Raw genomic sequence first — 26,483 nt, forward strand, 5'->3', positions numbered from 1 at the left:
CCGAAGGCCACGCTTAACCCGGCGTTACCGAACGTCGATCTAGCTTGGCTCCGTGAACCGCCCGGAACGGCGGCGCGTCGAGGATCCCTATGCCGGCATCGGTCGAAACCACCCTCCGGGGTCCGGAAGCCTATAGCCTGTCGCGGCAGGTCATCGACGAGATGGAGCGCGCCGGCGTCTGGCCGACACCGCTGAATTTCGAGCTCTGGCTGCACTACCTGGGCGATCCCGAGGGCGCCCTCGGACGGGAGATCCGGCGCATCCTCGCGGCCGAGGAGCCTTTCAACGAGGCCACCGCCGACATGCTGGCCGCCGAATACCTGCCCCGCGGCCGCCTCAGCGAGGAGATTCGCGACGCCGGACGGGTCCTCGACCGGGAGCTGGCCAGCGTGTCCACCGCCATCGCCAAGGCGCACCGCAGCCAGGCGGCCTACGGCCAGACCCTCGACAAGGCGGCCACCAGCATCGACGCCGCCGGCGACGGCCGTGAACTGAAGACCATCGTCACCGGCCTGACCGCCGCCACCCGACGGGTCCAGCGCGAGAACGAGACGCTGGAGAAGAAGCTGGACGCCTCGACCCGCGAGGTCGCCCGCCTGCGCGAGCACCTCGAGCAGGTGCGCCGGGACGCGATGACCGACGCCCTGACCAACCTCGCCAACCGCAAGTCCTTCGACGAGAGCCTTGCGGCCGCCTGCGAGTCCTCCGACGCCAGCGGCGATCCCCTCCTCCTCGCCGTGCTCGACATCGACCACTTCAAGCGGTTCAACGACACCTGGGGCCACCAGACCGGCGACCAGGTGCTGCGCTACGTCGCCAGCGTGATGGGCCGGTCGGCCCGCTCGCCGCGGGTGGCGGCCCGATACGGCGGCGAGGAATTCGCCATGATCTTCCCGGGCGAGACTCCCCAGCAGGTGGAGACGGCGCTGGAGGCCATCCGCAAGGAGATCGCCTCGCGTTCGCTGCGCCGCCGCTCGACCAGCGACGACCTCGGCGCGGTGACCATCTCGGCCGGCTTCGCCGTCCGTCGTCCCGGCGAGGCCGGCGCCACCCTGCTGGAGCGCGCCGACACCGCCCTGTACGCGTCCAAGCGGGCCGGCCGGAACCGGATCACCTCGGCCGAGCTGCTGAGCCAGGCCGCCTGAGCGCGGACGCGCCCTCCCCCATGCGCAGCTTCCTGTTCGCCGTCGCCTACTGGACCCTGTCCATCGGCTACACCCTGGCCGCCGTGGCGGCCGCCCTGCTGCCGGGCCGCGCCGCGACCGGCTGGATCATCCGCCGCTATGTCCGGCGCATGGTCCAGGCCATGCGGCTGCTGGCCGGCATCCGGATCGAGTACCGCGGCGAACAGCATCTCCCGGCCGGCGCCTTCATCCTCGCGGCCAAGCACCAGAGCTGGGGCGACGGCTTCTCGATCTACGACCGCTTCGACGACCTCGCCTTCGTCACCGGCGACCATCTCGAGAAGTTCCCGCTGATGGCCACGGTGCTGCGCAAGCTCGGGGCCATCGTGGTCAACAACTGCGGCGGCCGCGACGCCCGCGAGGCGCTCAAGTCCCGCGCCGCCGACGCGCACCGCGACGGGCGCAGGATCCTGATCTACCCCGAGGGCAATCTGGCGAAGGTCGGGGAGAAGTTCCGCTACCGCTCCGGCGTCTGGCACATGTACCGCGACTTCGACATGCCGGTCGTGCCGGTGGCGACCAACCTCGGCCTGTTCTGGCCGCAGGAGGCCTTCCGCAAGACGCCCGGCGTGGCGACGCTGGAGTTCCTCGCGCCGATCCCGACGGGTCTGCCGAAGGACGAGTTCCTCGCGCGCCTCGAGGCGGTGATCGAGGACCGGACCGCCGAGCTGGTGGCGGAAGCGACCGGCGGACCCGTGATCCCGGCCGTGCGGGTTCCGACCCCCGACGAGGCGGCCCGGGGTCAGTAGGCGATCAGCCCCCGCACCCGCTCCATCAGCGCCGGCGCCTCCGGGTCCATTTCGGTCATGCGCGCCAGGATCGCGTCGACATAGCGCTGCCGGGCCTCCAGCACGGCGGGATCCAGCGCCGCCTCCGCGCGCAACTCGGCGAACCAGGCGCGCAGCCCGTCGGCTTCGCCCGCGATCAGGTTGAGCCGGGCCATGTCTCCCGCCTCGCGGGCCGCCGCCATTTCGGCGACGATGGCGCGGCCGCGGGCCTCACGCTCGGCGAGGTTGGGGGCGCGCGCCCGCATGGCCTCCCGGGTCGCGGCGTGCAGCGCCCGCATCGCCTCCTGCACCGGCGGCGCCTCCCGGGCTCGCGTCAGCAGGGCCAGCGCCCGCGTCTGATCGCTCTCCTGGGCCGCGGCGCCCGCGAGGGCGGGCCCCGTCGCGGCGAGGGCGAGTGTGAAGGCGGCGGCGGCGAGACGGCGAATCATCACGGGCTTCCTCGTGTGGGGCGAACAGCTCGCCGGATGCCGGGGGTCCGGTGAACACTCCGGACCTGACGGCGCCCTTGGCTAGTTGGCGGGGATCACCGCCCCCTCGTACTTCTCCGCGATGAAGTCCTTCACCGCCTGCCCGCGCAGCGCCTGCGCGAGCGCCGCAATCCGCGGATCGTCGCGATTGTCCGGCCGCGCCACCAGATAGTTCACATAGGGGCTGTCGCCGCCCTCCATGGTCAGGGCGTCGCGCCGGGGGTTCAGCCCCGCGTCCAGGGCGTAGTTGGTGTTGATCACCGCCATGTCGACCTGGTCGAGCACCCGCGGCAGGGTGGCCGACTCCAGCTCGCGGAAGCGCAGGTTCTTCGGGTTTGCCGCGATGTCGCGCAGGCTCTGCAGCGGATTGGCGGGATCCTTGAGGCGGATCAGGCCGGCGTCCTGCAGGAGGATCAGCGACCGGCCGATCGAGGAGGCGTCGTTGGGCACCGCCACGTCCGCCCCGTCCGGCAGTTCGGCGAGCGAGCGATGGCGGCGCGAATAGGCGCCGAGCGGCTCGACGTGCACCCCCGCCACCGTGACCAGCTCCGTGCCCCGCGCGGCGTTGAACTCGTCGAGGTAGGGCCTGGTCTGGAAGTAGTTGGCGTCCAGCCGGCGCTCGGCCAGCTGGGTGTTGGGCTGGACGTAGTCGTTGAACACCTTGATCTCGATCTCGACCCCCTCGGCCGCCAGCACCGGCTTGATGTGCTCGAGGATCTCGGCGTGCGGCACCGCGGTGGCTCCGACCAGCAGCGGCGCGTTCGCGTCGGCCCCGGCCTCTCCGCCCCGGCCGCAGGCGGCGAGGGTCAGCGCGGCGGCGGCGAGGAGGAGGGAGCGGCGGAGCATGGCGGATCTCGTAAGGGGGTCAACGGTGGGAAACGGCGGCGACCAGCCGGTCGCCGAGCATCTGGAGCCCCTGCACCAGCAGCAGGAGCAGGACGACCGTGACGACCATGACATCGGTCTGGAAGCGCTGGTAGCCGAAACGGATGGCGAGGTCGCCGAGCCCCCCGGCCCCGACCACGCCGGCCATGGCCGTGTAGCTGACCAGGGCGATGGCGGTCACCGTGGCGCCGGCGAGGATGCCGGGCAGGGCCTCGGGCAGAAGGGCGCGGGTGACGATCTGGAAGGTCGTGCCGCCCATGGCCTGTCCGGCCTCGACCACGCCCTTGTCGACCTCGCGCAGGGCGGTTTCGACCAGCCGGGCGTAGAAGGGCGCGGCTCCGACCACCAGCGGCGGAATGGCCCCGGCCACGCCCAGCGAGGTGCCGACCAGCAGCACCGTCACCGGCAGCATGACGATCAGCAGGATGATGAAGGGCACCGAGCGCAGCACGTTGACGATCAGGGACAGCCCCGCGTTCAGCGCCGGACTGGCGGCCAGCCGCCCCTTGCCCGACAGGTAGAGCAGCACGCCCAGCGGCACGCCGAACAGCACGGTCAGGGCCAGCGAGCCGCCCAGCATCAGCAGGGTGTCCACGGTGGCGCGGCCGATCTCGGTCCAGTCGACATTGTCGAACATCAGGGCGCCTCCACCCGCACGCCGCGTTCCGTCAGCCGGGCCACCGCCGCTTCCGCGTCGCCGCCGGTGAAGGCCACCGTCAGCTGGCCGTAGGGCTCGCCGCGGATGCGGCTGATCCGGCCGGACAGGATCGAATAGTCGACGCCGACCGAACGGGCCACGCGGCTGAGCTCCGGTTCATAGGTGGCCGCGCCGCGGAAGGTCAGCTTCGCCAGCCGCGCCCCGGGGGGCACGACCGAGGCGTCGAACGCCTCCTCGCCCTCGGCCAGCATGGCGCGGGTCGTCTCGTGATGCGGGTGCAGGAAGACGTCGGCGGTCGCGCCCTGCTCCACCACCCGGCCGTCCTTCATCACCGCCACCCGGTCGCAGACCCGGCGCACCACCTCCATCTGGTGGGTGATCAGCACGATGGTCAGCCCCAGCTCGCGGTTGAGCTGGTCGAGCAGGGTCAGGATGTCTTCCGTGGTTTCGGGATCCAGCGCGCTGGTCGCCTCGTCGCACAGCAGCACCTTCGGCTCCGTCGCGAGAGCGCGCGCGATGCCGACCCGCTGCTTCTGCCCGCCCGACAGCTGGGCCGGATGCTTGCGGGCGTGCTCGGCCAGTCCGAGCCGCGCCAGCAACTCCGCCACGCGCCGGTCGACCTCGGCGCCGCCCCGGCCTTCCAGCCGCAGCGGGAAGGCCACGTTCTCGGCCACCGTCTTCGCGTTCAGCAGGTTGAAATGCTGGAAGATCATGCCGATGCGGCGCCGCGCCGCGCGCAGCTCCGCCGGCGGCAGGGCGGTGATCTCCTGCCCGTCCACGAACACCCGCCCGGCGTCGGGCCGCTCCAGCCGGTTGATAGTCCGCACCAGCGTCGACTTGCCGGCGCCCGAGCGGCCGACCACGCCGAACACCTCGCCGGCGCCCACCTCCAGATCGACCCCGTCCAGCGCCGTGCGTTCGCCGGCGGCGCTGCGGAAGCGCCGCGTCACCCCCTCCAGACGGATCATCAGTCGGCCTTCGCCGGCACGATGGTGACGCTCTCGCCGCAGCCGCAGGCGTCCGTCTCGTTGGGATTCCGGAAGACGAATTTCGAAGCCAGCTTCGTGGTCTCGAAGTCGATCTCCGTGCCGATCAGGAACAGGATCGCCTTCGGCTCGATGACGACGGTGGCGCCCTTGTCGACCACCACCTCGTCGAACGGCTGGATCTCGTCGGCGAAGGCGAAGGTGTACTCCTGTCCGGCGCAGCCGCCGTTCTTGACGCCCACGCGCAAGCCCTTGTGGCCGTGCGCCTCGCACAGCTCGCGCACCCGCGCCGCCGCGGCCTCGGTCAGGGTGACCACGGCGGGACGGGGCCGGCGGGGACGGACGCTGGTCTGCAGTTCGCTCATCGCCGCCTCAGAACATGTTGAGCGCGAGCTTGGCCTCGTCGCTCATCTTCGAGGGATCCCACGGCGGGTCGAACACCAGCTCGGCGCGGACGGAGCGCACGCCGTCGACCTTGCGGATGGCGTCCTCGACCCAGCCCGGCATCTCGCCCGCCACCGGACAGCCCGGCGCGGTCAGGGTCATCTCCACGGCCACGTCCCGGTCGTCGGACAGGTCGACCTTGTAGATCAGCCCCAGCTCGTAGATGTCGACCGGGATCTCCGGATCGTAGACGGTCTTCAGGGCGGCGATGATCTCGTCGGTCAGACGGTCGATCTCGGCCTGGTCGAGCGCGCCCTTCTGCGGCGCGTCCCAGGCTTCCGCGAAGGCGGCGTCGTCGGGCGTGCGGGCGGCTTCAGACGTCATGCGAAGAACTCACGGGCCTTGGTCAGGGCGTCGACGAAGGCGTCGGCGTCCTCGACGGTGTTATATAGGGCGAAGGAGGCGCGGGCGCTCGACGTCAGGCCGAAACGCTTCGCCAGCGGCTCGGCGCAGTGCAGGCCGGCGCGCACCGCCACCCCGTAGCGGTCCATCACCTGGGCGATGTCGTGGGCGTGGGCGCCGTCGACGGTGAAGGTCAGGATAGCCCCCTTCCCTTCCGCCTCGCCGACCACGCGCAGCCAGTCCACTCCCGACAGCCGCGCCCGGGCGTGGGCGTAGAGGGCGTGCTCGTGGGCCAGCACCGCCTCGCGGTCAAAGCCCTCCAGCCAGTCGATCGCCGCGCCGAGCCCGATCGCCTCGAGGATCGGCGGCGTCCCCGCCTCGAAGCGGTGCGGCGGCTTCGCATAGGTCACCCGCTCGCGCTCGACCGTCTCGATCATCTCGCCCCCGCCCTGGTACGGCGGCAGGGCCTCCAGCGCCGCGGCGGTTCCGTACAGGGCCCCGATGCCGGTCGGGCCGTACAGCTTGTGGCCGGTGAAGACGTAGAAGTCGCAGCCGATGGCCTGCACGTCGGGCCGGGCGTGCACCGCCCCCTGGCAGCCGTCGATCAGCACCTTCGCCCCGGCCGCGTGCGCCAGCCGGACGATCTCGCCGACCGGATTGATCGTGCCCAGCACGTTGGACATGTGGGTCACCGCCACCATGCGGGTCTTCGGACCCAGCAGTCCGGCGTAGGCCGCCATGTCCAGCGAGCCGTCGTCCAGCACCGGGATCCACTTCAACACCGCCCCGCGCCGCTCGCGCAGCAGGTGCCACGGCACGATGTTGGAGTGGTGCTCCATCTCCGAGATGACGATCTCGTCGCCCGGCTGGATATTCATGCCGAAGCTGGAGGCCACGAGGTTGATCGCCTCGGTGCCGCCCTTGGTGAAGACGATGTTCGACGCCGCCGGCGCGTTCAGCAGCCGGGCCACGCTCTCGCGCGCGGCCTCGAAGGCCTCGGTGGTCTCGTTGGCCAGGGTATGCAGCCCGCGGTGGACGTTGGCGTAGCTGCCCTCCATCGCCGCCGTCAGGGCGTCGATCACCGCCCGCGGCTTCTGCGCCGAGGCGGCCGAGTCGAGATAGGCCAGCGGCCGGCCGTTCACCGTCCGCGACAGGATCGGGAACTGCGCGCGGGCGGCGTAGGGGTCGAAGCGGGCGGTCACAGGCGAGCCGTCAGCCATTCCCGCACCACCTCTCTCGCGCCCTCGGGCTCGATCCGGTCGACCACCTCCATCAGGAAGGCCGCGGTCAGCAGGGCCCGCGCCTCGTCCGGCGGCAGGCCCCGCTGCTGCATGTAGAACAGGGCGCTCTCGTCCAGATTGCCGACCGTATTGCCGTGGGCGCACTGCACCTCGTCGGCGTAGATGATCAGCTCCGGCTTGGCGTCGACCTCGCCGCGCTCCGACAGGATCAGGGCGTGATGGCCCATCCGGGCGTCCGTGCCGTCGGCCCCGCGCTCGACGATGATCTTGCCCTGGAAGACGCCGCGCGCCGTGTCCTTCACCACCCCCTTGGTCAGCTGCGACGTCGTCCCGTCGCGGCCGAGGTGGTCGACCACGCTGGTCAGGTCCGCGTGCCGGCCGCCGGCGAGCACATAGGCGCCGTCCAGCCGCACGTCGGCGCCGTGGCCGGGGTGGGAGACCGCGGTCTCCAGCCGCTGCAGCTTCGCGCCCGCGGCCACGATGGTCTGGCGATAGCGCGCGCCGCGCCCCAGCCGCACGGCGGTCTGGGTGACGGAGATGGCGTCCTCCGGCTCGTCGGTCAGGACGATGCGCGTGACCTCGGCCTCCTCAGCCAGGTCCAGCTCCAGCCGGTTGTGCGCGACATAGGCCCCGCCCGCGCCTTCGTGGGTCTCCAGCAGCAGCAGCCGCGACCCCGCCCGCGCCGACAGGCGCGCGGCCACCGCGTGCCCCGTGCCCTCGGCCTTGGAGATCAGGCGCAGCCGCACCGTCTGCTCGCCGCACACCACCCGGGCGCCGGCGTCGATCGGGCGGCCGTTGACGAAGACCATGGCTTCGCCGCCCAGCGCCTCGAACGGCCCGCCGCCGGTCAGCGGGATCGGAGCCGACGGCGAGAGCGGCGGCGCCTCGCGAAGATATTTCCGCAGGTCGCTGTATTTCCACGCTTCCGTCCGACGCGACGGGAAGCTGGACGCGTCCTTCAGGTCGAGCAGCGGCAGGGCGCTCATGCGGCCGCCGGCAGGTATTTGTCGTACCCTTCCGCCTCCAGCTGGTGCGCCAGCTCCGGCCCGCCCGAGGCGACGATCCGCCCGGCCGCCAGCACATGCACCCGGTCCGGTTTGATGTAGTCCAGCAGCCGCTGGTAGTGGGTGATGACCAGCATCGACCGCTCCGGGCTGCGCAGGGCGTTCACCCCGTCAGCGACGATCCGCAGGGCGTCGATGTCCAGCCCCGAGTCGGTCTCGTCGAGGATCAGCAGCGACGGCTCCAGCAGGGCCATCTGCAGGATCTCCATCCGCTTCTTCTCGCCGCCGGAGAAGCCGACGTTGAGCGGCCGCTTCAGCATGTCGAAGTCCATCTTCAGCCGGGTCGCCGCCGCACGGACCAGCTTCAGGAAGTTCGGCGCCGAGACCTCCTCCTCGCCGCGCGCGCGCCTCTGGGCGTTCAGCGCCGTGCGCACGAAGGTCAGGGCGGGGACGCCAGGGATCTCGATCGGATACTGGAACGACAGGAAGACGCCCTTCGCCGCCCGCTCGGCCGGGTCCAGCGCCAGCAGGTCCTCGCCGTTCCAGCTGACGGCGCCCTCGGCGGCCTCATAGCCCGGCCGTCCCGACAGGGCGTAACCCAGCGTCGACTTCCCGGCCCCGTTCGGCCCCATGATGGCGTGCACCTCGCCCGCCGGCACGTCGAGCGTCAGGCCCTTGAGGATCGGCTTGTCGCCGACGGAGACGTGGAGGTTGTTGATCTTGAGCATTGTTCTTCTTTGATTATCCGACCGAGCCTTCAAGGCTGATCGCCACCAGCTTCTGCGCCTCGACGGCGAACTCCATCGGCAGCTCCTGCAGCACGTCGCGGACGAAGCCGTTGACCAGAAGGGCCACCGCCTCCTCCTCCGACAGGCCGCGCTGCTGGGCGTAGAACAGCTGGTCCTCGCTCAGGCGCGTGGTGGTCGCCTCGTGCTCGAGGTGGGCCGAGCCGTTCCGGGCCTCGATGTACGGAATGGTGTGCGAGCCGCAGTCCTTGCCGATCAGCAGGCTGTCGCACTGGGTGAAGTTGCGCACCCTGGTCGCCTTCGGGTGCACCGACACCAGGCCGCGGTAAGTGGAGTCCGACTTCCCCGCCGACACCGCCTTGGCGATGATCCGGCTCCTCGAGTTCTTGCCGAGGTGCACCATCTTGGTGCCGGTGTCGGCCTGCTGGCGGCCGTTGGTGATGGCGATCGAATAGAATTCGCCCGAGCTCTCCTCGCCCTTGAGCAGGCAGGACGGGTATTTCCACGTCACCGCCGAGCCGGTCTCGACCTGGGTCCAGCTGACCTTCGACCGGTCGCCGCGGCAGTCGGCCCGCTTGGTGACGAAGTTGTAGATGCCGCCCTTGCCCTCGGCGTCGCCGGGGTACCAGTTCTGCACCGTCGAGTACTTGATCTCGGCGTCGTCCAGCGCGACCAGCTCCACCACCGCCGCGTGCAGCTGGTTCTCGTCGCGCATGGGGGCGGTGCAGCCCTCCAGGTAGGAGACGTAGCTGCCCTTGTCGGCGATGATCAGGGTGCGCTCGAACTGGCCCGTCTGGGACGCATTGATGCGGAAATAGGTCGACAGCTCCATCGGGCAGCGCACGCCCGGCGGCACATAGACGAACGACCCGTCCGAAAAGACCGCGCTGTTGAGGGCGGCGAAATAGTTGTCGCTGACCGGGACGACCGACCCCAGATACTGGCGCACCAGCTCAGGATATTCGCGCAAGGCCTCGGAAATCGGCATGAAAATCACGCCAGCCTTGGCCAGTTCGGCCTTGAAGGTGGTGACCACCGAGACGCTGTCGAACACCGCGTCCACGGCCACCCGGGGCGCGCCCTGCACGCCCGCCAGCACCTCCTGCTCCTTCAGCGGGATGCCGAGCTTCTCGTAGACGGCCAGCAGCTCCGGATCGACCTCGTCGAGGCTTTTCGGCCCCTCCTTCTTCTTCGGCGCCGCATAGTAGTGCAGGTCCTGGTAGTCGACCGGCTCGTAGCGGACCGAGGCCCAGGTCGGCTCCTCCATGGCCTGCCAGCGCTCGAAGGCGGCCAGCCGCCATTCCAGCATCCACCCGGGTTCGCCCTTCTTCTCGGAGATGAAGCGGACGATGTCGGCGTTCAGCCCCTTGGGCGCGAACTCCTGCTCGATGTCCGAGGTGAAGCCATGCTTGTAGCGCTCCAGCTCGGCGACGGCTTCGACGGTTTCCTTGACGGCGGCCATGGTTACGCAACTTCCTTCGCGCGCTCGCTGAGGCGCGCGCTGTGCTTTCGCCACGCCGCGACCCAGGCGTCGGCGAAGCGGATCCAGTCCTGTTCGGTGGTCCCCCAGCCGCCCGAGACGCGCACCGCCCCGGTGGCCAGCGGCTCCAGCCCCATGGCGAGCATCGTCTTCGACGGCTTCGTCTTGCCCGAGGAGCAGGCGCTGCCGGCCGAGATCATGATCCCGGCCAGATCGAGGGTGATCAGCTGCTGCGGGCTGTCCCAGCCCGCCACGGCCATGAACAGGGTGTTGGGCAGGCGCGGCGCGCCCGCGCCGACGATGGTCGCCCCCGCGGCGCTGACCTTCGCCTCGGCCGCATCGCGCCAGGTCACATGGGCCATCGCCCCGGGCAGGTCCCGCGCGGCGCAGTCGGCGGCGGCGCCGAAGCCGACGATGCCCGGCGTGTTCTCGGTGCCGGCGCGCAGCCCGCGCTCCTGTCCCGCCCCGTGCAGAATCTTCACCGCCTCGCGCCCCGCCTTCAGCACCAGGGCCCCGACGCCCTGCGGCCCGCCCAGCTTGTGGGCCGACAGGGTCAGGCTGTCGGCGTCCAGCGCGCGCATGTCGACCGGGATCTTGCCCGCCGACTGGATGGCGTCGACGTGCAGCCAGCCGCCCGCGGCGCGGATCCACTGCGCCGCCTCGGCGATCGGCTGGATCACGCCGCTCTCGTTGTTCGCATGATGGATGGCGACCAGCGGCCGGCCCGGCCGCTTCAGCGCGTCGGCCAGCCAGGCCAGATCGACCACGCCGTCGCCGTCCACCGGCAGCACCTCGACCGGCGCGCCGGAGACGGCGGCCGCCTCGGCGACGCAGGGATGTTCGGTCGCCGAGACGATCACCCGCTCGCAGCCGGCCGCCAGGGCGCTGGCCACCGCCTGGGCGTTGGACTCGGTGCCGCCGGACGAGAAGACGATCGCGGTCGGATCGGCGCCGACCAGATCGGCGACCTTCGCCCGCGCATTCTCCACCCGCGCCCGCGCCCGCCGGCCGGCCGCGTGCACGGCGTTGGGGTTGCCGCCGTCGGCCAGGGCCTCCGCCATGGCCTCGCGGACCTCCGGACGCACCAGGCCGGACGCATTGTAGTCGAGATAGACGCTCATGCCGCCGCTCCCATCGCCGGCGCGACGGTCGCCGACCGTCGGCGCGACCCGGTGCGCTTCAGCACCACGTCCTCCAGCGAGACCCCTGCGAGATAGGCGTGGATCTCGGCGCCGAGGTCTTCCCACAGGTCGTGGGTGATGCAGCGCTCGCCGCCCGGCATGCAGCCGCGCGGCGAACCGTGGGCGACGCAGCGGGTGGCGCGGATCGGTTCGTCGACCGCCAGCACGATCTCGGCGACCACGGTCTCGTCGGCCGCCTTGGCGAGGCGGTAGCCGCCGCCGGGGCCGCGCACGCTCTGCACCAGGCCGCTCTTCCGCAGCCGGGCGAACAGCTGCTCCAGATAGCTGAGGGAAATCTCCTGCCGCGCCGCGATCTCGGCCAGGGAGACGGCCCGGACGCCGCCGTCCGGCGCGCGTCCGTTGCGCGCCAGATCGGCCATCGCCATCACGGCGTATCGTCCCTTCGTCGACAGTCGCATCGCGCACCTCAAAAACTGCGCGCCTTGCGGGGCTCCTGTGCTAGAACCCGCGCCTTCGCAAAGGCGTCGACGCGCACGGCGGACTTAGAAAGTCCTACCCCTGTGGTCAAGTATTGCGCAGGTGCGAAATGACAGTTGAACACGGGAAACTCGCCGCCCCATGCCTGAAGTCATCCTGCCCGGCGCCTCCGGCCGCATCGAAGGTCGCTACTCGCCGGGCAAGCGCCCCAACGCCCCGATCGCCCTGATCCTGCACCCGCACCCCAAGGCCGGCGGGCACATGAACAACCCGGTGGCGGTGACGCTGTACCAGCTGTTCGTCAAGCGGGGCTTCGCCACCCTGCGCTACAACAGCCGCGGGGTCGGCAAGTCCCAGGGGGAATTCGACTCCGGCGTCGGCGAGCTGGCCGACGCGGCCACCGCGCTGGACTGGCTGCAGGCCAACAACCCCGCCGCCTCCCAGACCTGGGTCGCCGGCTACCAGTTCGGGGCCTACATCGGCATGCAGCTGCTGATGCGCCGCCCCGAGACCGACGGCTTCATCTCGGTGTCGCCGCCGTCGAACATGTACGACTTCAGCTTCCTGGCCCCCTGCCCGGCCTCGGGCCTGTTCCTGCACGGCACGGCCGACACCATCGTGCCGCCGGTCGAGGTCGAGCGGGTGGTCAACAAGCTGCGCACCCAGAAGGGCATCGTCATCGACTACGAGCTCGAGGAAGGCGCCAGCCACTTCTGGCAGGACCACCTCGATGCGGTCGAGCGCCGCGTCGGCGCCTATCTGGACAAGCGGCTGGCCGAAAACCCGGCCTGATCCGGGTCCACCGCCTCCACCCCCGTCGCGGTCACCCGCCACAGCGCCCCGGCGGCGATGTCGAACCAGTAGCCGTCCAGCGACAGCCCGCCGGAGCGGACCTTCTCCTCGATCCACGGGAAGGTGCGCAGGTTGGCGAGCGACAGCCGCACCACCCGCTGCTCGAAGTGCGGCTGCAGCTCGCGCTCGTCCACCTCGACCGGGACGGGCCAGAGCACCGGCTCGGCGATGCAGAGCCAGGGCTCGAGAAAGTCCTGGCCCTGCCGGCCGGCCCCTTCCATCAGGCCCCGCACGCCGTCGCAGCGGGAATGCCCGAGCACCACGATCCGCCGCACCTTGAGAATCCGCACCGCATACTCGAGGGCGGCGCTGGTGCCGTGCGACCGCTCGTCCGGCTCGTAGGGCGGCACGATGTTGGCCACGTTGCGCACCACGAGGATGTCGCCCGGTCCGGCTCCGAAAATGGCCTCCGGATCCACCCGGGCGTCGGCGCAGGCGATCACCATCGTCCGCGCCGAGGCGGGCCGTCGCGCCACCGTCCGGTAGCGTTCCGCCATGCGCGGCCAGACCTCGCGACGGAAGCGGGCGAACCCCTCCAGCAGGGGATCGGGCGGCGGCCGCCGGGGCAGCATCAGGCCGCCCTCCCCGCGTCCGCCCGCGTCCGCCAGAGAGACCAGAGCACGCCGCTGGCCAGGATCAGGGCCGTGATCGCCAGCGACCATTCCGGCGGGATCTTCCCGAGGCCGGTCAGGTCCGCCACGAACACCTTGCCGCCGATGAACACCAGCAGCACCGCAAGGGCCTGCTTCAGATAGGCGAAGCGATGGATCACCGCGGCCAGGGCGAAGTACAGCGCCCTCAGGCCGAGGATGGCGAAGATGTTCGAGGTGTAGACGATGTAGGGATCGGTGGTGATGGCGAAGATCGCCGGCACCGAGTCGACGGCGAAGATCACGTCGGCGATCTCGATCATCACCAGTGCGAGGAACATCGGCGTCGCCCACCACACCGTCCGTCCCTGCGCATCCGGCTGGCGGACGAAGAACCTCTGGCCGTGCAGTTCGTCCGTGATCCGCAGGCGCCGACGCATCCAGCGCACCATCGGATTGTCGCCGACGTCGCCGTGGCCCTCGCCGGCGAAGAACATCTTGATTCCGGTTAGCACCAGGAAGGCGGCGAAGACGTACAGCACCCAGCCGAACTGGCTGACCAGGGCCGCGCCGGCGCCGATCATCACCGCCCGGAGCACGATGACCCCGAGGATGCCCCAGAACAGCACCCGGTGCTGCAGGGCCCGCGGGATGGCGAAGTAGCCGAAGATCATGGCGATGACGAAGACGTTGTCCATCGCCAGGCTCTTCTCGACCGCGAAGCCGGTCAGGTACTCGATCCCCGACTGCCGCCCGAGCTCCCACCAGACCCATCCCCCGAAGACCAGGGCGATGGCGATGTACATGCCCGACAGCAGCAGGCTTTCACGCACCCCGATCTCGTGTTGATCGCGGTGCAGGACGCCGAGGTCGAGCGCCAGCAGGGCGCCGACCACGGTCATGAAGGCCAGCCACATCCAGGCCGGCTTGCCGAGCCACTCGGCGAGCAGGATTTCCATTGCAGACTTCCGGAGTGTCGGGTGGCGTCAGGCGCGGTGGGGGCTGGGCCCGGCGACGTCGACCTGACGCGCCTCGAGGGCGGCGATCCGGTCGCGGGCAGCGAGCTTCCGCTTCTTCAGCTCGGCGAGCCGGCCGGGATCCGGCCGCAGGCGCCGCTGCTCGAGATCGATCAGGTGTGAGAGCCGCCCATGGTCCCGGCGGGCGCGGTAAAGCTGGATGTGCAGCATCGTCGTCTCCTCTGAGGGGAGCGGCTCGATGCCTGACCGGGACGGGAAACGGCTGGGCCCTGTCACGCATCGAGCACGCTCGATGCGGACCGACATCACGACCACGTGGTCGCCAGAGGGGCCCGGTCCGCAGAACCAGACTATGCGGCCGCCCGACGGGCGGCAACGCGACAAACTGTCAGCCGCGGCTCAGTAGAGCAGGAAGCGACGCCGCGCCTCCTCCCACGCCTGCTCGTCCGGCCGGGCGAGAGCGTCCAGATCCTCCGGAGCCGCCGCCCCGTCGTCCACCCAGTCGCGCAGCCCCGGCCCGCCGTTGATCACATCGATGGCGAGGCGGTCGAACACGTATTCGTACGGGAAGTCGCGCCACAGCGGGTAGTCCGGATGCAGCCGCCGGATCGCCTTGAAGGCCAGCGCCTGCAGCCGCCACGGCCGGAAGGCGGCGTGGTCGTAGGCCGGATCGTCGACGTGGATCTGCACCCCGGCGCACAGCTGGCCGACGTGCTTGTGGAAGGTCGGCTGGAACCACAGGTCGCGCAGCCGGCAGCCCTCCAGCCACTGCGGCGCCAGGGCCCGCATCTCCGCGATCACGGCCCGGGCGTCGATGTCGGGCGCCCCGAACAGCTCCAGCGGCCGCGTCGTGCCGCGCCCCTCCGACAGGGTCGTGCCTTCCAGCATCACCGTGCCGGCGTAGGCGCGGGCCATCGACAGGTTCGGCGCATTGGGGCTGGGGTTGATCCAGCTGCGCTCGCCCAGGGGCCAGCCGAAGCCCGGCCCCGCCTCCGGCGCCCAGCCCTGCATCTCGACGACGCGGTACTCCAGGTCGAGGTTGTTCTGATCGATGAACCAGCGCCCCATCTCGCCGAGGGTCATGCCGTGCCGCATCGGCATCGGCCCGGCGCCGACGAAGCTCTCGTACCCGGGGCGAAGCGTCAGCCCCTCCACCGGCCGCCCGGCCGGGTTGGGCCGGTCCAGCACCCACACCGCCTTGCCGTGCTTCGCCGCCGCCTCCAGCACGTACAGCAGGGTGGTCACGAAGGTGTAGATGCGGCAGCCGAGATCCTGCAGGTCCACCAGCAGGACGTCGAAGGTCTCCATCGCGACGTCGGTCGGCCGCCGCACCTCGCCGTACAGGCTGAACACCGGGATGCCGAGCCGGGCGTCGGTCTCGTCCGGGCTCTCCATCATATTGTCCTGCAGGTCGCCGCGCATGCCGTGCTGCGGTCCGAAGGCGGCGCCCAGGGTGATGTCCGGATGCGCCGCCAGGGCGTCCAGCGAATGGGTCAGGTCGGCGGTGACCGAGGCCGGATGCCCCAGCAGCGCCGCCCGCCGCCCGCGCAATGCCTGCGACAGCTCGGACTCGGCGAGCAAGCGGTCGATGCCGAACTTCATGAAGCCTCCGGCGCCGGCAGCTCCAGCGCGAACGAGTCGGGGTGATGGAAGTCCGGCTTACCCGGAGCATGGGCCAGGGCCCAGTAGGAAATACGGCCGTCCACATCCTCCACGACGGCGGACAACCCCATGCGCCATGGCAGGGCCTCGCAACCCAGCACGCGGTCCAGGTCGAAGGTGGCGGCGCACACGAGGCTGCGATCGTCCATCGTCCGCTCCGGGTCGCGCATCTCCACGCCGGGGTGGGCGTACATGCCGTCCCGGTAGGCGGTGAACTCATACGCCTCCCAACGGCCCTCCGGCGACAGGTTGAGCTCGCAATATCCCCCGCCCTGCTTCGCGACGAAGGCCTCGAAACAGGTGGTCCGCCAGAGCTCGTCGGCGCGGGAGGGCCTGACTCGTTCCGGCACGCGGATGCGGGAGATGTCGCCGGAAACCCGGAAGCTAAGCGAGAGGCCCGGAGTCCTCGGCCGCAGGACCTCGACCGCGATGGTCACGGGCGGGCCAGGCGTGTCGGGGTGCGGCGTCAGGGTGACCAGCATGCCCCACCGATAGCGCGGCCTTGACGTCGGTCAACGCCGACCGTACCCGGACGTCCATGTTCGCCCGCGCCACCTGCACCGGCCTCTACTACCGCCCCTCGTACTGAACGGGCGGCCGCGAACCCCTGCGCCGCACTCGCCGGCGCCGAACTCACCTGACGGCCGCCGGCTTCCCTGCTAACGGAGCCGCCATGAGCGACCAGCCCTTCAAGTCCGCGTTCCTCCGCACGCTCGAGGCGCGCGGCTACATCCACCAGATCACCCACCCGGCCGAGCTCGACGAGGCCGCCGCCGCGGGCGTGGTCACCGGCTACATCGGCTTCGACGCCACCGCCCCCTCGCTGCACGTCGGCAGCCTGATCCAGATCATGATGCTGCGCCGGCTGCAGCAGGCGGGGCACAAGCCGATCGTCCTGATGGGCGGCGGCACCACCAAGGTCGGCGACCCGACGGGCAAGGACGCCTCGCGGCCCCAGCTGACCGACGCGACCATCCAGGCCAACATCGCCTCGATCCGCACCGTGTTCGAGAAATTCCTCACCTTCGGCGACGGACCGACCGACGCGGTCATGGTCGACAACGACGACTGGCTGTCGACCTACGGCTACATCCAGTTCCTGCGCGACTACGGCACGCACTTCACCGTCAACCGGATGTTGGCCTTCGACTCGGTCAGGCTGCGGCTGGAACGCGAACAGCCGATGACCTTCCTCGAGTTCAACTACATGCTGATGCAGTCGGTGGACTTCCTCGAGCTGAACCGCCGCTTCGGCTGCACCCTGCAGATGGGCGGCTCGGACCAGTGGGGGAACATCACCTCCGGCGTCGATCTGGTCCGCCGCGTGGACCAGAAGGCCGCCTTCGGCCTGACCACCCCCCTGCTGACGACCGCCTCGGGCGGCAAGATGGGCAAGACGGCCCAGGGCGCGGTCTGGCTCAACGCCGACCAGCTGAGCCCGTACGACTACTGGCAGTTCTGGCGCAATGTGGACGACGCCGACGTCGGCCGCTTCCTGCGCCTTTTCACCGACCTGCCGCTGGACGAGGTCGCGCGGCTCGCGGCGCTCGAGGGCGCGGAGATCAATGAGGCCAAGAAGGCCCTCGCGGACGCCGCGACCACCCTGCTGCACGGCGCCGACGCCGCCGCCCACGCCCGCGGCGCCGCCGAGGCCGCCTTCGAGCAGGGGCGCCTGTCCGCCGACCTCCCCACCGTGGAGTTGCCGCGCGACGAGGTCGTCGGCGCCATGGTCGCCGCCGTGGCGACGAAGGCGGGTCTCACCGCCTCCAACGGCGAGGCCCGGCGCCTGGCCCAGGGCGGCGGTCTGCGCCTGAACGACCAGGCCGTCGCCGACGGCGCCCGGCTGGTCGAGGCCTCCGACCTGACCGCCGACGGGGTGCTCAAGCTTGCCGCCGGCAAGAAGAAGATCGTCCTCGTCCGGCCTGTGTGAGAGAGCTCATGACCGAGATCACCGAAGGCGCGAAGGCGCCGTCCTTCGACATGGAGACCGCCGGCGGCGGCCGCGTCTCGGCCGCGTCCCTCGCCGGCCGGCCCTACGTCCTCTACTTCTACCCCAAGGCCGACACGCCCGGCTGCACCACCGAAGGCCAGGACTTCTCGGCCCTCGTCGACGACTTCGCGGCGGCCGGGGCGACGGTGATCGGCGTCTCGCGCGATCCGGTGAAGAAACTCGACCGCTTCCGCGAGAAGCACGCGCTGACGGTCGTCCTCGCCTCGGACGAGCCCGGCGACGTCACCGCGGCCTGGGGCGTGTGGGGTGAGAAGAAGCTGTACGGCCGCACCTACATGGGGGTCGAGCGGGCCACCTTCCTCGTCGACGGCGAGGGCGTGGTCCGCCGCGCCTGGCGCAAGGTCTCGGTCAAGGGCCACGCCGCGGAAGTGCTCGCGGCCCTGCGAACGCTCTGACCCCGGAGCGAATCTGATCTCGCGCACGCCGCGCGAGTCCTTCGCCAGATTCGCGCCTGCAACTGACAGGCGAAGTTTCGCGCCGAATACGGTCCGGATTCCCGCGAATGCCTGCCGAAATGGTTAACAGATCGTGAAGAGACTTGTCCCCGGGCGGCGCCGTGCCCCATAAAGCCGGCCGAACGTGGGGGCGTTGGGTTATGACCGAAGCGGAGAAGACGCAAAGACCTTCTCTGATCGGGCGGTGGTTTCCGGTCCGGTACGTGTACCTGCGCGACGGCGATGCGGTCCGCGCCTGGGCGCTGACGCCGGCCCGGCAGATGGCCGGCGCCGCGGCGGCCGTTCTGGTCGCCGGCTGGAGCCTGTTCGCCAGCGGCGGCTTCCTCTACGACCTCCTGCTCGAACGCCAGGCGGATCACGCCGTGACGCGCACCCGCGCCGAGGCGGAGCGCCTGAACGCCGACCTGCAGGCGCGCCTCGACAGCGCGGTGGCCCGCATGAGCGCCACCACCGGCTCGCTCGACGAGATGGCCGGCATGGTCGAGCGCCGGCACGCGGCCCTGACCCGGGTCATGACCCTGTTCCACGGCGTGGACGGCGCGGAGACCGCGCTCGCCCCGGCTCCGCCGCTCGATCCGGCCCGCAGCACCCCGGTGCAGCGCATGGTCGCCGTGCGCATGGACCAGGAACGGCTGATCGCCCGCGCCGAGGACGTGGCCCGCACCCGCGCCGAGCGGCTGCGCCTGGCCTTCCGCCTCGCGGGCCTGAACCCCGCCGCCTATGCGCCGCGCGACGCCGCCCTCGGCGGCCCGCTGGTCGAGGCCCGCGACCCGCACGCCCTCGGCGTGGTGCTGGACGTGGACGAGGCCTTCGCCATGCGCATCCGCAACGCGGCCGACAACCTCAACGACATGCGCCGGCTCGCTGACGCGGCCGAGGGCCTGCCCTTCCGCCGTCCGACCCAGTCCCGCACCACCTCCGGCTTCGGGGTCCGCTTCGACCCCTTCAACGGCCGCCCGGCCGTGCACCAGGGACAGGACTTCGCCGGACCGCTGAACACGCCGATCTACGCCACGGCCCCGGGCGTGGTCTCCTATGTGGGGACCCGTTCAGGCTATGGAAACGTGGTCGAGATAGACCACGGGCGTGGCTTCAAGACCCGTTTCGCCCACCTGAATTCCATGACCGTCCGCGCCGGCCAGCGCGTCGCCCTCGGGCAGCGCGTCGGCGGCATGGGCACGACCGGACGCTCCACCGGCGTCCACCTGCACTACGAAGTGTGGCTGGATGGCCGGCCGCAGAACCCCGCCCGCTTCATGAGAGCCGGAGACCAACTTGTTCAACAAGGCTAAATCCCCCGCCCCGCAGCCGCAGCCCCGCGCCGACAGCGGCTCCGCCATTCCGCCGCTGCCGGACCTGCCGATCCCCGGCGCGCCCGCCGCGGGCGCTGCTCCGGCTCGCGCCGCCGCGCCGGCCCCGGGCGGCGCGCCGGCCCAGCGCGGCCTGTCGACCCTGTCCTCGGACCTGCAGTTCGAGGGCAACATCTCCGGCGGGGGCGACCTGCAGATCGACGGCGCGATCAAGGGCGACGTCCGCGTCGGCCGGCTGATCGTCGGCGAGACCGGCGGCGTCGAGGGCAATGTGTCGGCCGACTACGTCGAGGTCCGCGGCCGCATCGTCGGCGGCGTCTCGGGCAAGCAGGTCAAGCTTATCGCCACCGCCTACGTCGACGGCGACATCACCGCGGAACAGCTCTCGATCGACATCGGGGCCTACTTCCAGGGCCGGGTGCTGCAGGGCCGGCGCGAGGCCCCGGCGGCCGCCCGTCCCGCCGCCCAGCCGTCGACCCCGGCGGCGAGCGCCACCCCGCCCCACGGCGACGATCGCCCCCACGTCATCGACATGAAGCCCGGGGCGGCCTGATCCACCCGGTCCTGAAGGACGAAGAAAGGCCCCGGGCGCGATCCCGGGGCCTTTTTCATTCGGCTGTGGAGCCCCGCGTTTCGCCGACCCGCGCCGCCAGGGCCGCGCCCATGAAGGCGTCCAGGTCGCCGTCGAGGACGCCCTGGGTGTCCGAGGTCTCGACGTTGGTGCGCAGGTCCTTGACCATCTGGTACGGCTGCAGGACGTAGCTTCGGATCTGGTGGCCCCAGCCGATGTCGGTCTTGGCGTCGGCCAGGGCCTGGGCCGCGGCCTCGCGCTTCTGCAGCTCCAGCTCATACAGCCGGGCGCGCAGCATCTTCCACGCCTGCTCGCGGTTCTGGTGCTGCGACCGCCCCGCCTGGCAGGCCACCACCGTGTTGGTCGGCACGTGGGTCAGACGCACGGCCGAGTCGGTCTTGTTGATGTGCTGCCCGCCCGCGCCCGAGGCCCGGTAGGTGTCGGTGCGCACGTCGGCAGGATTGATGTCGATCTCGATGGCGTCGTCCACCACCGGCGAGACCCCGATTGAGGCGAAGGAGGTGTGGCGCTTGGCCGCCGCATCGTAGGGGCTGATGCGCACCAGCCGGTGCACGCCGGACTCGGACTTCAGCCAGCCGTAGGCGTTGGGGCCCTTGATCTGGATGGTGGCCGACTTGATGCCCGCCTGCTCGCCGGCCTCCTCGGCCTCGACCTCGACCTCGTAGCCGTGGGCGCGGGCCCAGCGGGTGTACATGCGCAGCAGCATGCCAGCCCAGTCGTTCGACTCGGTGCCGCCGGCGCCGGAGTTGACCTCCAGATAGGCGTCGTTGCCGTCGGCCTCGCCGGACAGCAGCGCCTCCAGCTCGGCCCGGGCCGCGCGGTCCTTGATCGCCTTGAGATCGGCGCGGGCGCTCTCCAGCGCCGCCTCGTCGCCCTCCTCGTCGGCCATCTCGGCCAGCATGATCCCGTCCTCGAGACCCTGCTCCATCTCGCGGACGGCGTTGACCTGCGCCTCCAGCCGCGAGCGGTCGCGGCTGACGGCCTGGGCCTCGTCGGGCCTGTCCCACAGCGTCGGGTCCTCGACCCGCGCGTTCAGCTCATCGAGCTTCCTGAGTGCGGCATCCCAGTCAAAGACGCCTCCTGAGCAGAGCGATGCTCTGCTCGATGTCGGCCTTCATGGCCTCGACATCCGGTCTCATCGCAGTCTCCGGCGATATCAAAGGGAGGCGCGGACATAGAGTGCGTCGCGCCGTGTGGGAAGGGGAAGAGAGGGATTAGGGATCAGGGATCAGGGACTGGGGACCGGGGCGGAAGCGGGCGAATGCGCTTCGCCGGGTTGGCGGCCGCCGGTGTTCTGCTTCCAATCCCTGGTCCCTGATCCCTGGTCCCTGCGCCCCCCTCTTCCTAGTAGAGCCCGCTCAGATCCTCCGCCGGCTCCTTCTTCGGCGGCGGAGGCGCGGCCGGCGGCGCGGGCGCGTCGGACGGGGCTTCGCCGGCCGCCGCCTCCTGCTCCCGACGGATCACGTCGTAATAGTTCTGCGGGCCGGTCGGGGCGGCGGGCTCCGGCGCCCGCTCCTCCTCGCGGCGCCGTTCGGTGCCGGGGCGGAAGGCTTCCTCGATGCCGTTGACGGTGCGGAACACGGCGTTGCGCGGCCGGACGAACGGCCGGGCCGGACGCTCGCGCAGTGCCACCTCCATGAAGTCGATGAAGATCGGCACCGCGGTGGCGGCCCCCGCCTCGCCGGAGCCCAGCGACCGGTTATCGTCGAAGCCGACGAAGACGCCGACCACGATGTCGGACGAGAAGCCCACGAACCAGGCCGAGCGGTACTCGTTGGTGGTGCCGGTCTTGCCGGCCACCCAGCGGCCGAGGCCGCGGGCGCGCACAGCGGTGCCGCGCTGGACCACGCCCTCCAGCATGGAGCTGATCTGGTAGGCGGTGATCGGGTCGATGACCTGCTCGCCCCGCGGCTCCAGGCGCGGCGACTCCTGACCGGTGAACGGGCGGCCGCACTCGCGGCATCGGCGGTCGTCGGCCCGGAAGATGGTCTCGCCGTCGCGGTCCTGGACCAGCTCGATCAGATAGGGATCGATGCGCCGCCCGCCGTTGATGAAGGCGGCGTAGGCGGCGGTCAGGTCGTAGGGGGTGGTTTCCCCCGCCCCCAGCGACACCGACAGGTTGGGCTGCAGGTTCTCGGAGACGCCCATCTTCTTCGACAGGTCGACGATGTTGCGCATGCCCACCGCCTGGGCGAGGCGCACGGTCATCACGTTCCGCGACAGCTCCAGCCCGCGGCGCAGCGTCTGCGGGCCGTAGTACTGCCGGCTGTAGTTCTCGGGGCTCCAGCGCGTTCCGTTGGGGCCGCCGGCGAAGCTGATCGGCGCATCCAGCACGATCGAGGCGGGGGTGTAGTCGCCCTCCAGCGCGGCGGCGTAGACGAACGGCTTGAAGGCCGAGCCCGGCTGCCGCCGCGCCTGGGTGGCGCGGTTGAAGCTGGACAGGGCGTAGGAGTAGCCGCCGACCATGGCGAGGACGCGCCCGGAGTACGGTTCGATCGCCACCAGGGCGCCGTTCACGCGCGGCACCTGCTTGAGGGCGAACTGTCCGTTGCGGGGCTCGACGAAGACGAGGTCGCCCCGGCGGAGCTGGCGGTTGGCGTTGGCCCAGGCCGCGTCCTCGGTCAGCAGGGCGCCGGTGCGGTCGCTGCGGGCGGTGCGAACCCGGACGGTGTTGCCGGACACGCTCTCGACCGCCGCCGCCTCCCACGCCCGCCGCTCCGGCGGCGCGGTCCGCTTCAGCGCCTCCTCCTGCCAGCCATCGGCGAAATCGGTCGTGCCCCACGGGCCGCGCCAGCCGTGGCGGCGGTCATAGTCCTCCAGGCCGCGCATCAGGGCGTTGCGCGCCGCCGACTGCAGTTCCGGGTCGAGGGTGGTGCGCAGGTAGTAGCCGCCGCGGTTGACCTCCTCGGCTCCGAACTGCTGGATCGCCCGCCGCCGCGCCTCCTCGACGAAGAAGTCGGCGTCGGCGTACTGGGCCCGGCGCGGCGCGTCCTGGGTGGTCAGCGGCCGCGCGCGGGCGGCGGCGTACTGGTCGGCGCTGAGGAAGTTGCTCTCGCGCATCTCGCGCAGCACCCAGTTGCGCCGCTCCAGCGCCCGCTGCGGGTGGCGCTTCGGGTGATAGTTGTTCGGCCCCTTCGGCAGGGCCGCGAGATAGGCCGCCTCGTCCGGCGTCAGCTGGTCCAGCGACTTGCCGAAGTAGTTGTAGGCCGCCGCCGCCACCCCGTAGGACCGGTAGCCGAGGAAAATCTCGTTCAGGTAGAGTTCGAGGATCTGCTGCTTGCTTAGCGTCGCCTCGAGCCGGTTGGCGAGGATCGCCTCCTTGACCTTGCGGTTGATGCTGGTCTCGCTGGTGAGCAGGACGTTCTTCGCCACCTGCTGGGTGATGGTCGATCCGCCCTCGAGCCGCCGCCCGGTGGCGGCGTTGAAGACGTTCTTGAACATGGCCCGGCCGAGGCCCGAGACGTCGACCCCGCCGTGGTTGAAGAAGTTGCGGTCCTCGGCGGCGAGGAAGGCCTGGATCACGGGCAGCGGAATCTGCTCGTAGGGCACATAGATGCGCCGCTCGTCGGAGAACTCGCCGATCAGGGTGCCGTCGCCGGCATAGACCCGCGTGGCGGTGGCCGGACGATAATCCGCCAGCTCCGAGGCGTCCGGCAGGTCGTGGAACAGCCAGGCCGCATAGATGGTCACCACCAGCCCGGCCAGGGTGATGCCCCCCAGGAGGGCGACGCCGGCCAGCACGAACCAGCGTTCGGGGATTCTGGCCTGGATATCCTGAAGACGGAGCATGGTCGCCGGTTTAGCCCGCGTCGGGGACCTCCGCCAGAGCCGCCGCGGCCGGGTCGGCGCGACGCTCCAGCTCCTGTCGCGCAGCGGCCACGACGGCCGGGTCCATGTCGATCTGCGCGGCCATCCAGCGCAGGTAATCCGCGGGCGGCTCGGACCACGGCCGGCCCCGGTGCTTGCCGAACGGGATGCGGTCGACCCGCCGCGGTTCGCGGGTCCAGGCGATCATCTGCTCGACCGTCGCCTCGGCGAGCAGGTCGATGAGGATGTGGGCCGTCACCCAGGCGTCCGGCCCGGCGCGGTGGGCGGGATTGGCCAGGGCGGGATCCAGCCGCAGGCCGCGCCAGTAGCGCAGCACCTGGTTGGAATGGCCCGGCGCCTGCGGCCAGACGGCCTTGGCGGAGCGCACCGTGCAGATCCACGGCAGGCCGCCGGTGGCGGTGTCGGCGATGAAGGCCCGCTCGAACCGGGCGTTGTGCGCCACCATCGCATCGGCCGGCTCGGCGAACATCTCCCTGAGGGCGTATTCGTCGCAGTGCGGGTCGGCGTCGCAGAAATGCTCCGGCGTCAGGTGGTGCACGGCCATGGCGTGGACCGAGATCTGGCCGCGGGGGCGGAACAGCCGGCTGACCGGCGGCAGGGCGCGCCAGCCGGCCGCATTGCGCACGACGTCGACGAAGCCGACCTCGATGATCTCCGAGGTCCGGTCCCCGCCGGTGGTTTCGAGGTCGACGACGCGCAGACGCATGAGCGTCAGATAGACGCTTCGCCCCGTCTGCGCACCGGGCGCCGGAGGATCGGGGTCAGGGCTGGCCGGCGCCGGCGTCGGCGGCGGCCATCTGCAGGCCGTCCGACGGCGCGGCGAAATAGCGGTCGATGCCTTCCGCCACGGCCCGCATCAGCCGCCGCCGGGCCCGGGCGTCGCCCAGCAGGCGTTCGTCCTCGGGATTGGTGATGAAGCCCATCTCCAGCAGCACCGCCGGCACGTCCGGGGCCAGCAGCACCGCCAGGCCGGCGTCCCGGTGGCTGCGGCGCAGCAGCGGGTGGTCGGCGTCCTCCAGCTCGCCCAGCAGGGTCCGCGCCAGCTGGGCCGAGCGGTTCTGGGTGGCGCGCTGGGTCATGTCCAGCAGGATGCGGTCCACCGACGGGTCCCGTCCCGGAAGGTTCAGGCTGCGCTGCCAGTTCTCGCCGCGGGTGAACTCGCGCACGGCCCGGCCCGCGCCCTGCTCCGAAAGGGTGTAGACGCTCGCGCCGCGCGTCGCCGGGTCGGCCCCGGCGTCGGCGTGCAGCGAGATGAACAGGTCGGCCCCCGCCTGGCGGGCGATCGCCACCCGGCGGTTGAGGCCCACATAGACGTCGCTGTCGCGCGTCAGCCGCACCCGGTAGCGGCCGGAGCGCTCCAGCTCCTGCTTGAGCGCACGCGCGGCGGCGAGGGTGAGATCGCTCTCGTTGCTGCTGGCCCCGCGGGCGCCGGGATCGCGTCCGCCGTGGCCGGCGTCGATGAACACCAGGGGCCGCTCCGCCCGCCGAGCCGGCGGGGCCGCCTCCGGACGGGCCGATCGGGCCGGGGCGCGGCCGGTGGCCTTCAGGTCGATCACATAGCGGTAGTGGTCCACCCCGTCGCCGGGCGCGAGCAGGAAGCGCCGCTCGATCTCGGCCGAGGTGGCGAGGTCCAGTTCGATCCGCGCCGCCGCCCCCGCGCCGGCGACCCGGTAGCCCCGCACCAGGCCGAGGCCGGCCCCGCTCAGGCGCTCCGGCGGGGTCACCCCGGCGAGGGCGAGGACGACCCGGCCGTCGGCGCCGGGTTGCAGCACCTCGCCGCGCGAGGTGCGGTCCATGTCCACCACCACGCGGGTGCGCTCGGCGTCGCCTCCGAAGCGGACGCGCATCACCTCGCCCACAGCCCCGGACGCCAGCCCGCGGCCGGCGGCGAGGGCCGCCACGCAGAACACGACGACGGCCAGCGCCGCCAGGGCGCGGTCGCGGTTGCTCCAACGCAGGGCTCTGAGACGCGACAAACCGAACATCCGGCCGGCACCCACCTTTCGCTTTTCCGGCAGCATGCCCGAACGTCGTCGCCAACGGGTTAAGGCGAACGCGCCTTTCATTTCGCCGGCGGCGTGACTATGCTTGGTGCGCTCGCGAACCGATCGCGTCCTTCCTGCCCTGGCGGAACCGGACGCGCCCTCCTCGCGGCGCCGCTTTCACTGATCCGAGGATCGGCCGGCCCGACAGGGCGACGATTCGACGACCAGGGCCCCGAACCCCCGCGCTCACAGCGGAACGGCCGGCCCAGGACCGACTGAACCCGATGGGCGCAACCGCCAGCCTCAACCTCCGGTCTGACCCGACCGACATCGCCGCCGGCTTCGGCCGCGGCGTGCAGGCTGCGCGCCTCCGCGCC

At 71.2% G+C, this 26,483-nt stretch carries 28 protein-coding genes; 7 read left to right on the forward strand and 21 right to left on the reverse strand.

The genetic code is table 11. The annotated features are described in order from the left end of the window. Positions 1-89: 89 nt before the first annotated feature. Together H2038_RS07220 and H2038_RS07225 are read left to right on the forward strand one after the other, a co-directional pair. The gene (locus H2038_RS07220) at positions 90-1,145 is read left to right on the forward strand and encodes a GGDEF domain-containing protein (RefSeq protein WP_292110975.1); all 1,056 of its coding nucleotides are present in this window, start codon (positions 90-92) and stop codon (positions 1,143-1,145) included. 20 nt (positions 1,146-1,165) lie between these two features. After that, on the forward strand, positions 1,166-1,933 hold the full coding sequence (locus H2038_RS07225) for a 1-acyl-sn-glycerol-3-phosphate acyltransferase (protein WP_292110978.1): 768 nt from the start codon (positions 1,166-1,168) through the stop codon (positions 1,931-1,933). Here the strand turns inward: H2038_RS07225 and H2038_RS07230 are convergent. The 12 genes from H2038_RS07230 to H2038_RS07285 form a co-directional block, all read right to left on the reverse strand. Then, positions 1,927-2,400 (reverse strand): hypothetical protein, encoded by a 474-nt coding sequence (locus H2038_RS07230; protein ID WP_292110981.1) that lies wholly within the window; start codon positions 2,398-2,400, stop codon positions 1,927-1,929. The genes H2038_RS07225 and H2038_RS07230 overlap by 7 nt on opposite strands. Before the next feature lie 81 nt (positions 2,401-2,481). Continuing rightward, positions 2,482-3,285, reverse strand: coding sequence for a MetQ/NlpA family ABC transporter substrate-binding protein (locus H2038_RS07235; RefSeq protein WP_292110984.1), 804 nt, complete (start codon positions 3,283-3,285; stop codon positions 2,482-2,484). Between the two features lie 19 nt (positions 3,286-3,304). Then, on the reverse strand, positions 3,305-3,961 hold the full coding sequence (locus H2038_RS07240; RefSeq protein WP_292110987.1) for a methionine ABC transporter permease: 657 nt from the start codon (positions 3,959-3,961) through the stop codon (positions 3,305-3,307). Then, positions 3,961-4,950: a methionine ABC transporter ATP-binding protein gene (locus H2038_RS07245; protein WP_292110990.1), complete on the reverse strand. Its 990-nt coding sequence runs from the start codon at positions 4,948-4,950 to the stop codon at positions 3,961-3,963. The genes H2038_RS07240 and H2038_RS07245 overlap by 1 nt, the downstream gene beginning before the upstream one ends. After that, entirely contained in the window at positions 4,950-5,333 is a 384-nt protein-coding gene (locus tag H2038_RS07250) for an iron-sulfur cluster assembly accessory protein (RefSeq protein WP_292110992.1), read from the reverse strand. The genes H2038_RS07245 and H2038_RS07250 overlap by 1 nt, the downstream gene beginning before the upstream one ends. A gap of 7 nt (positions 5,334-5,340) precedes the next feature. Beyond that, complete coding sequence (locus tag H2038_RS07255) at positions 5,341-5,736, reverse strand: SUF system Fe-S cluster assembly protein (protein ID WP_292110995.1); 396 nt, start codon at positions 5,734-5,736, stop codon at positions 5,341-5,343. Beyond that, positions 5,733-6,974: a cysteine desulfurase gene (locus tag H2038_RS07260; RefSeq protein WP_292110998.1), complete on the reverse strand. Its 1,242-nt coding sequence runs from the start codon at positions 6,972-6,974 to the stop codon at positions 5,733-5,735. The genes H2038_RS07255 and H2038_RS07260 overlap by 4 nt, the downstream gene beginning before the upstream one ends. Beyond that, positions 6,953-7,981 (reverse strand): Fe-S cluster assembly protein SufD, encoded by a 1,029-nt coding sequence (gene sufD, locus H2038_RS07265; protein WP_292111001.1) that lies wholly within the window; start codon positions 7,979-7,981, stop codon positions 6,953-6,955. The genes H2038_RS07260 and sufD overlap by 22 nt, the downstream gene beginning before the upstream one ends. Then, on the reverse strand, positions 7,978-8,727 hold the full coding sequence (sufC, locus tag H2038_RS07270; protein ID WP_292111003.1) for a Fe-S cluster assembly ATPase SufC: 750 nt from the start codon (positions 8,725-8,727) through the stop codon (positions 7,978-7,980). Before sufC ends, sufD begins: the two co-directional genes overlap by 4 nt. Positions 8,728-8,740: 13 nt before the next feature. After that, entirely contained in the window at positions 8,741-10,207 is a 1,467-nt protein-coding gene (sufB, locus tag H2038_RS07275) for a Fe-S cluster assembly protein SufB (RefSeq protein WP_292111005.1), read from the reverse strand. Between the two features lie 2 nt (positions 10,208-10,209). Beyond that, a complete protein-coding gene (locus tag H2038_RS07280; RefSeq protein WP_292111008.1) occupies positions 10,210-11,346 on the reverse strand; it encodes a cysteine desulfurase family protein in 1,137 nt (378 codons plus the stop codon). Further along, positions 11,343-11,825 (reverse strand): Rrf2 family transcriptional regulator, encoded by a 483-nt coding sequence (locus H2038_RS07285; protein ID WP_292111011.1) that lies wholly within the window; start codon positions 11,823-11,825, stop codon positions 11,343-11,345. Before H2038_RS07285 ends, H2038_RS07280 begins: the two co-directional genes overlap by 4 nt. A gap of 160 nt (positions 11,826-11,985) precedes the next feature. Here H2038_RS07285 and H2038_RS07290 point away from each other — a divergent pair, with 160 nt between their 5' ends. After that, positions 11,986-12,636: an alpha/beta hydrolase gene (locus H2038_RS07290; protein WP_292111013.1), complete on the forward strand. Its 651-nt coding sequence runs from the start codon at positions 11,986-11,988 to the stop codon at positions 12,634-12,636. On the opposite strand, the gene H2038_RS07295 is transcribed toward H2038_RS07290, so the two are convergent. The 5 genes from H2038_RS07295 to H2038_RS07315 form a co-directional block, all read right to left on the reverse strand. Beyond that, positions 12,600-13,268: a carbonic anhydrase gene (locus H2038_RS07295; protein ID WP_292111015.1), complete on the reverse strand. Its 669-nt coding sequence runs from the start codon at positions 13,266-13,268 to the stop codon at positions 12,600-12,602. The two genes, H2038_RS07290 and H2038_RS07295, sit on opposite strands and share 37 nt — an antisense overlap. After that, the gene (locus tag H2038_RS07300) at positions 13,268-14,245 is read right to left on the reverse strand and encodes a TerC family protein (RefSeq protein WP_292111018.1); all 978 of its coding nucleotides are present in this window, start codon (positions 14,243-14,245) and stop codon (positions 13,268-13,270) included. Before H2038_RS07300 ends, H2038_RS07295 begins: the two co-directional genes overlap by 1 nt. A 27-nt stretch (positions 14,246-14,272) precedes the next feature. Then, positions 14,273-14,473, reverse strand: coding sequence for a YdcH family protein (locus H2038_RS07305; RefSeq protein WP_292111021.1), 201 nt, complete (start codon positions 14,471-14,473; stop codon positions 14,273-14,275). Between the two features lie 189 nt (positions 14,474-14,662). Next, the gene (locus H2038_RS07310; RefSeq protein WP_292111024.1) at positions 14,663-15,865 is read right to left on the reverse strand and encodes a DUF1343 domain-containing protein; all 1,203 of its coding nucleotides are present in this window, start codon (positions 15,863-15,865) and stop codon (positions 14,663-14,665) included. Then, positions 15,862-16,407, reverse strand: coding sequence for a DOMON-like domain-containing protein (locus tag H2038_RS07315; RefSeq protein WP_292111025.1), 546 nt, complete (start codon positions 16,405-16,407; stop codon positions 15,862-15,864). Before H2038_RS07315 ends, H2038_RS07310 begins: the two co-directional genes overlap by 4 nt. Before the next feature lie 191 nt (positions 16,408-16,598). Here H2038_RS07315 and tyrS point away from each other — a divergent pair, with 191 nt between their 5' ends. From tyrS to H2038_RS07335, 4 genes are all read left to right on the forward strand, one after another. Further along, a complete protein-coding gene (tyrS, locus tag H2038_RS07320; RefSeq protein ID WP_292111027.1) occupies positions 16,599-17,855 on the forward strand; it encodes a tyrosine--tRNA ligase in 1,257 nt (418 codons plus the stop codon). 8 nt (positions 17,856-17,863) lie between these two features. Continuing rightward, positions 17,864-18,331: a peroxiredoxin gene (locus tag H2038_RS07325; protein ID WP_292111029.1), complete on the forward strand. Its 468-nt coding sequence runs from the start codon at positions 17,864-17,866 to the stop codon at positions 18,329-18,331. Positions 18,332-18,531: 200 nt separating this feature from the next. Next, positions 18,532-19,683 (forward strand): M23 family metallopeptidase, encoded by a 1,152-nt coding sequence (locus tag H2038_RS07330; protein WP_292111031.1) that lies wholly within the window; start codon positions 18,532-18,534, stop codon positions 19,681-19,683. Then, entirely contained in the window at positions 19,667-20,254 is a 588-nt protein-coding gene (locus H2038_RS07335) for a polymer-forming cytoskeletal protein (protein WP_292111034.1), read from the forward strand. Before H2038_RS07330 ends, H2038_RS07335 begins: the two co-directional genes overlap by 17 nt. Before the next feature lie 55 nt (positions 20,255-20,309). On the opposite strand, the gene prfB is transcribed toward H2038_RS07335, so the two are convergent. The 4 genes from prfB to H2038_RS07355 form a co-directional block, all read right to left on the reverse strand. Further along, a protein-coding gene (gene prfB / locus H2038_RS07340; RefSeq protein ID WP_292111037.1) for a peptide chain release factor 2 occupies positions 20,310-21,432 on the reverse strand; the annotation gives its coding sequence in 2 pieces (ribosomal slippage) (positions 20,310-21,362 and positions 21,364-21,432; 1,122 coding nt in all). A gap of 205 nt (positions 21,433-21,637) precedes the next feature. Continuing rightward, positions 21,638-24,082 carry a penicillin-binding protein 1A gene (locus H2038_RS07345; RefSeq protein ID WP_292111040.1) on the reverse strand — a complete coding sequence of 815 codons (2,445 nt, stop codon included), beginning with the start codon at positions 24,080-24,082 and terminating at the stop codon, positions 21,638-21,640. Between the two features lie 10 nt (positions 24,083-24,092). After that, positions 24,093-24,827 carry an exonuclease domain-containing protein gene (locus tag H2038_RS07350; protein ID WP_292111066.1) on the reverse strand — a complete coding sequence of 245 codons (735 nt, stop codon included), beginning with the start codon at positions 24,825-24,827 and terminating at the stop codon, positions 24,093-24,095. A gap of 55 nt (positions 24,828-24,882) precedes the next feature. Continuing rightward, entirely contained in the window at positions 24,883-26,097 is a 1,215-nt protein-coding gene (locus tag H2038_RS07355; RefSeq protein WP_292111068.1) for an N-acetylmuramoyl-L-alanine amidase, read from the reverse strand. Positions 26,098-26,483: the final 386 nt, after the last annotated feature.

The sequence above is a fragment of the Brevundimonas sp. genome (assembly GCF_013912005.1).
In the GTDB taxonomy this organism is placed as follows: Bacteria; Pseudomonadota; Alphaproteobacteria; order Caulobacterales; family Caulobacteraceae; genus Brevundimonas.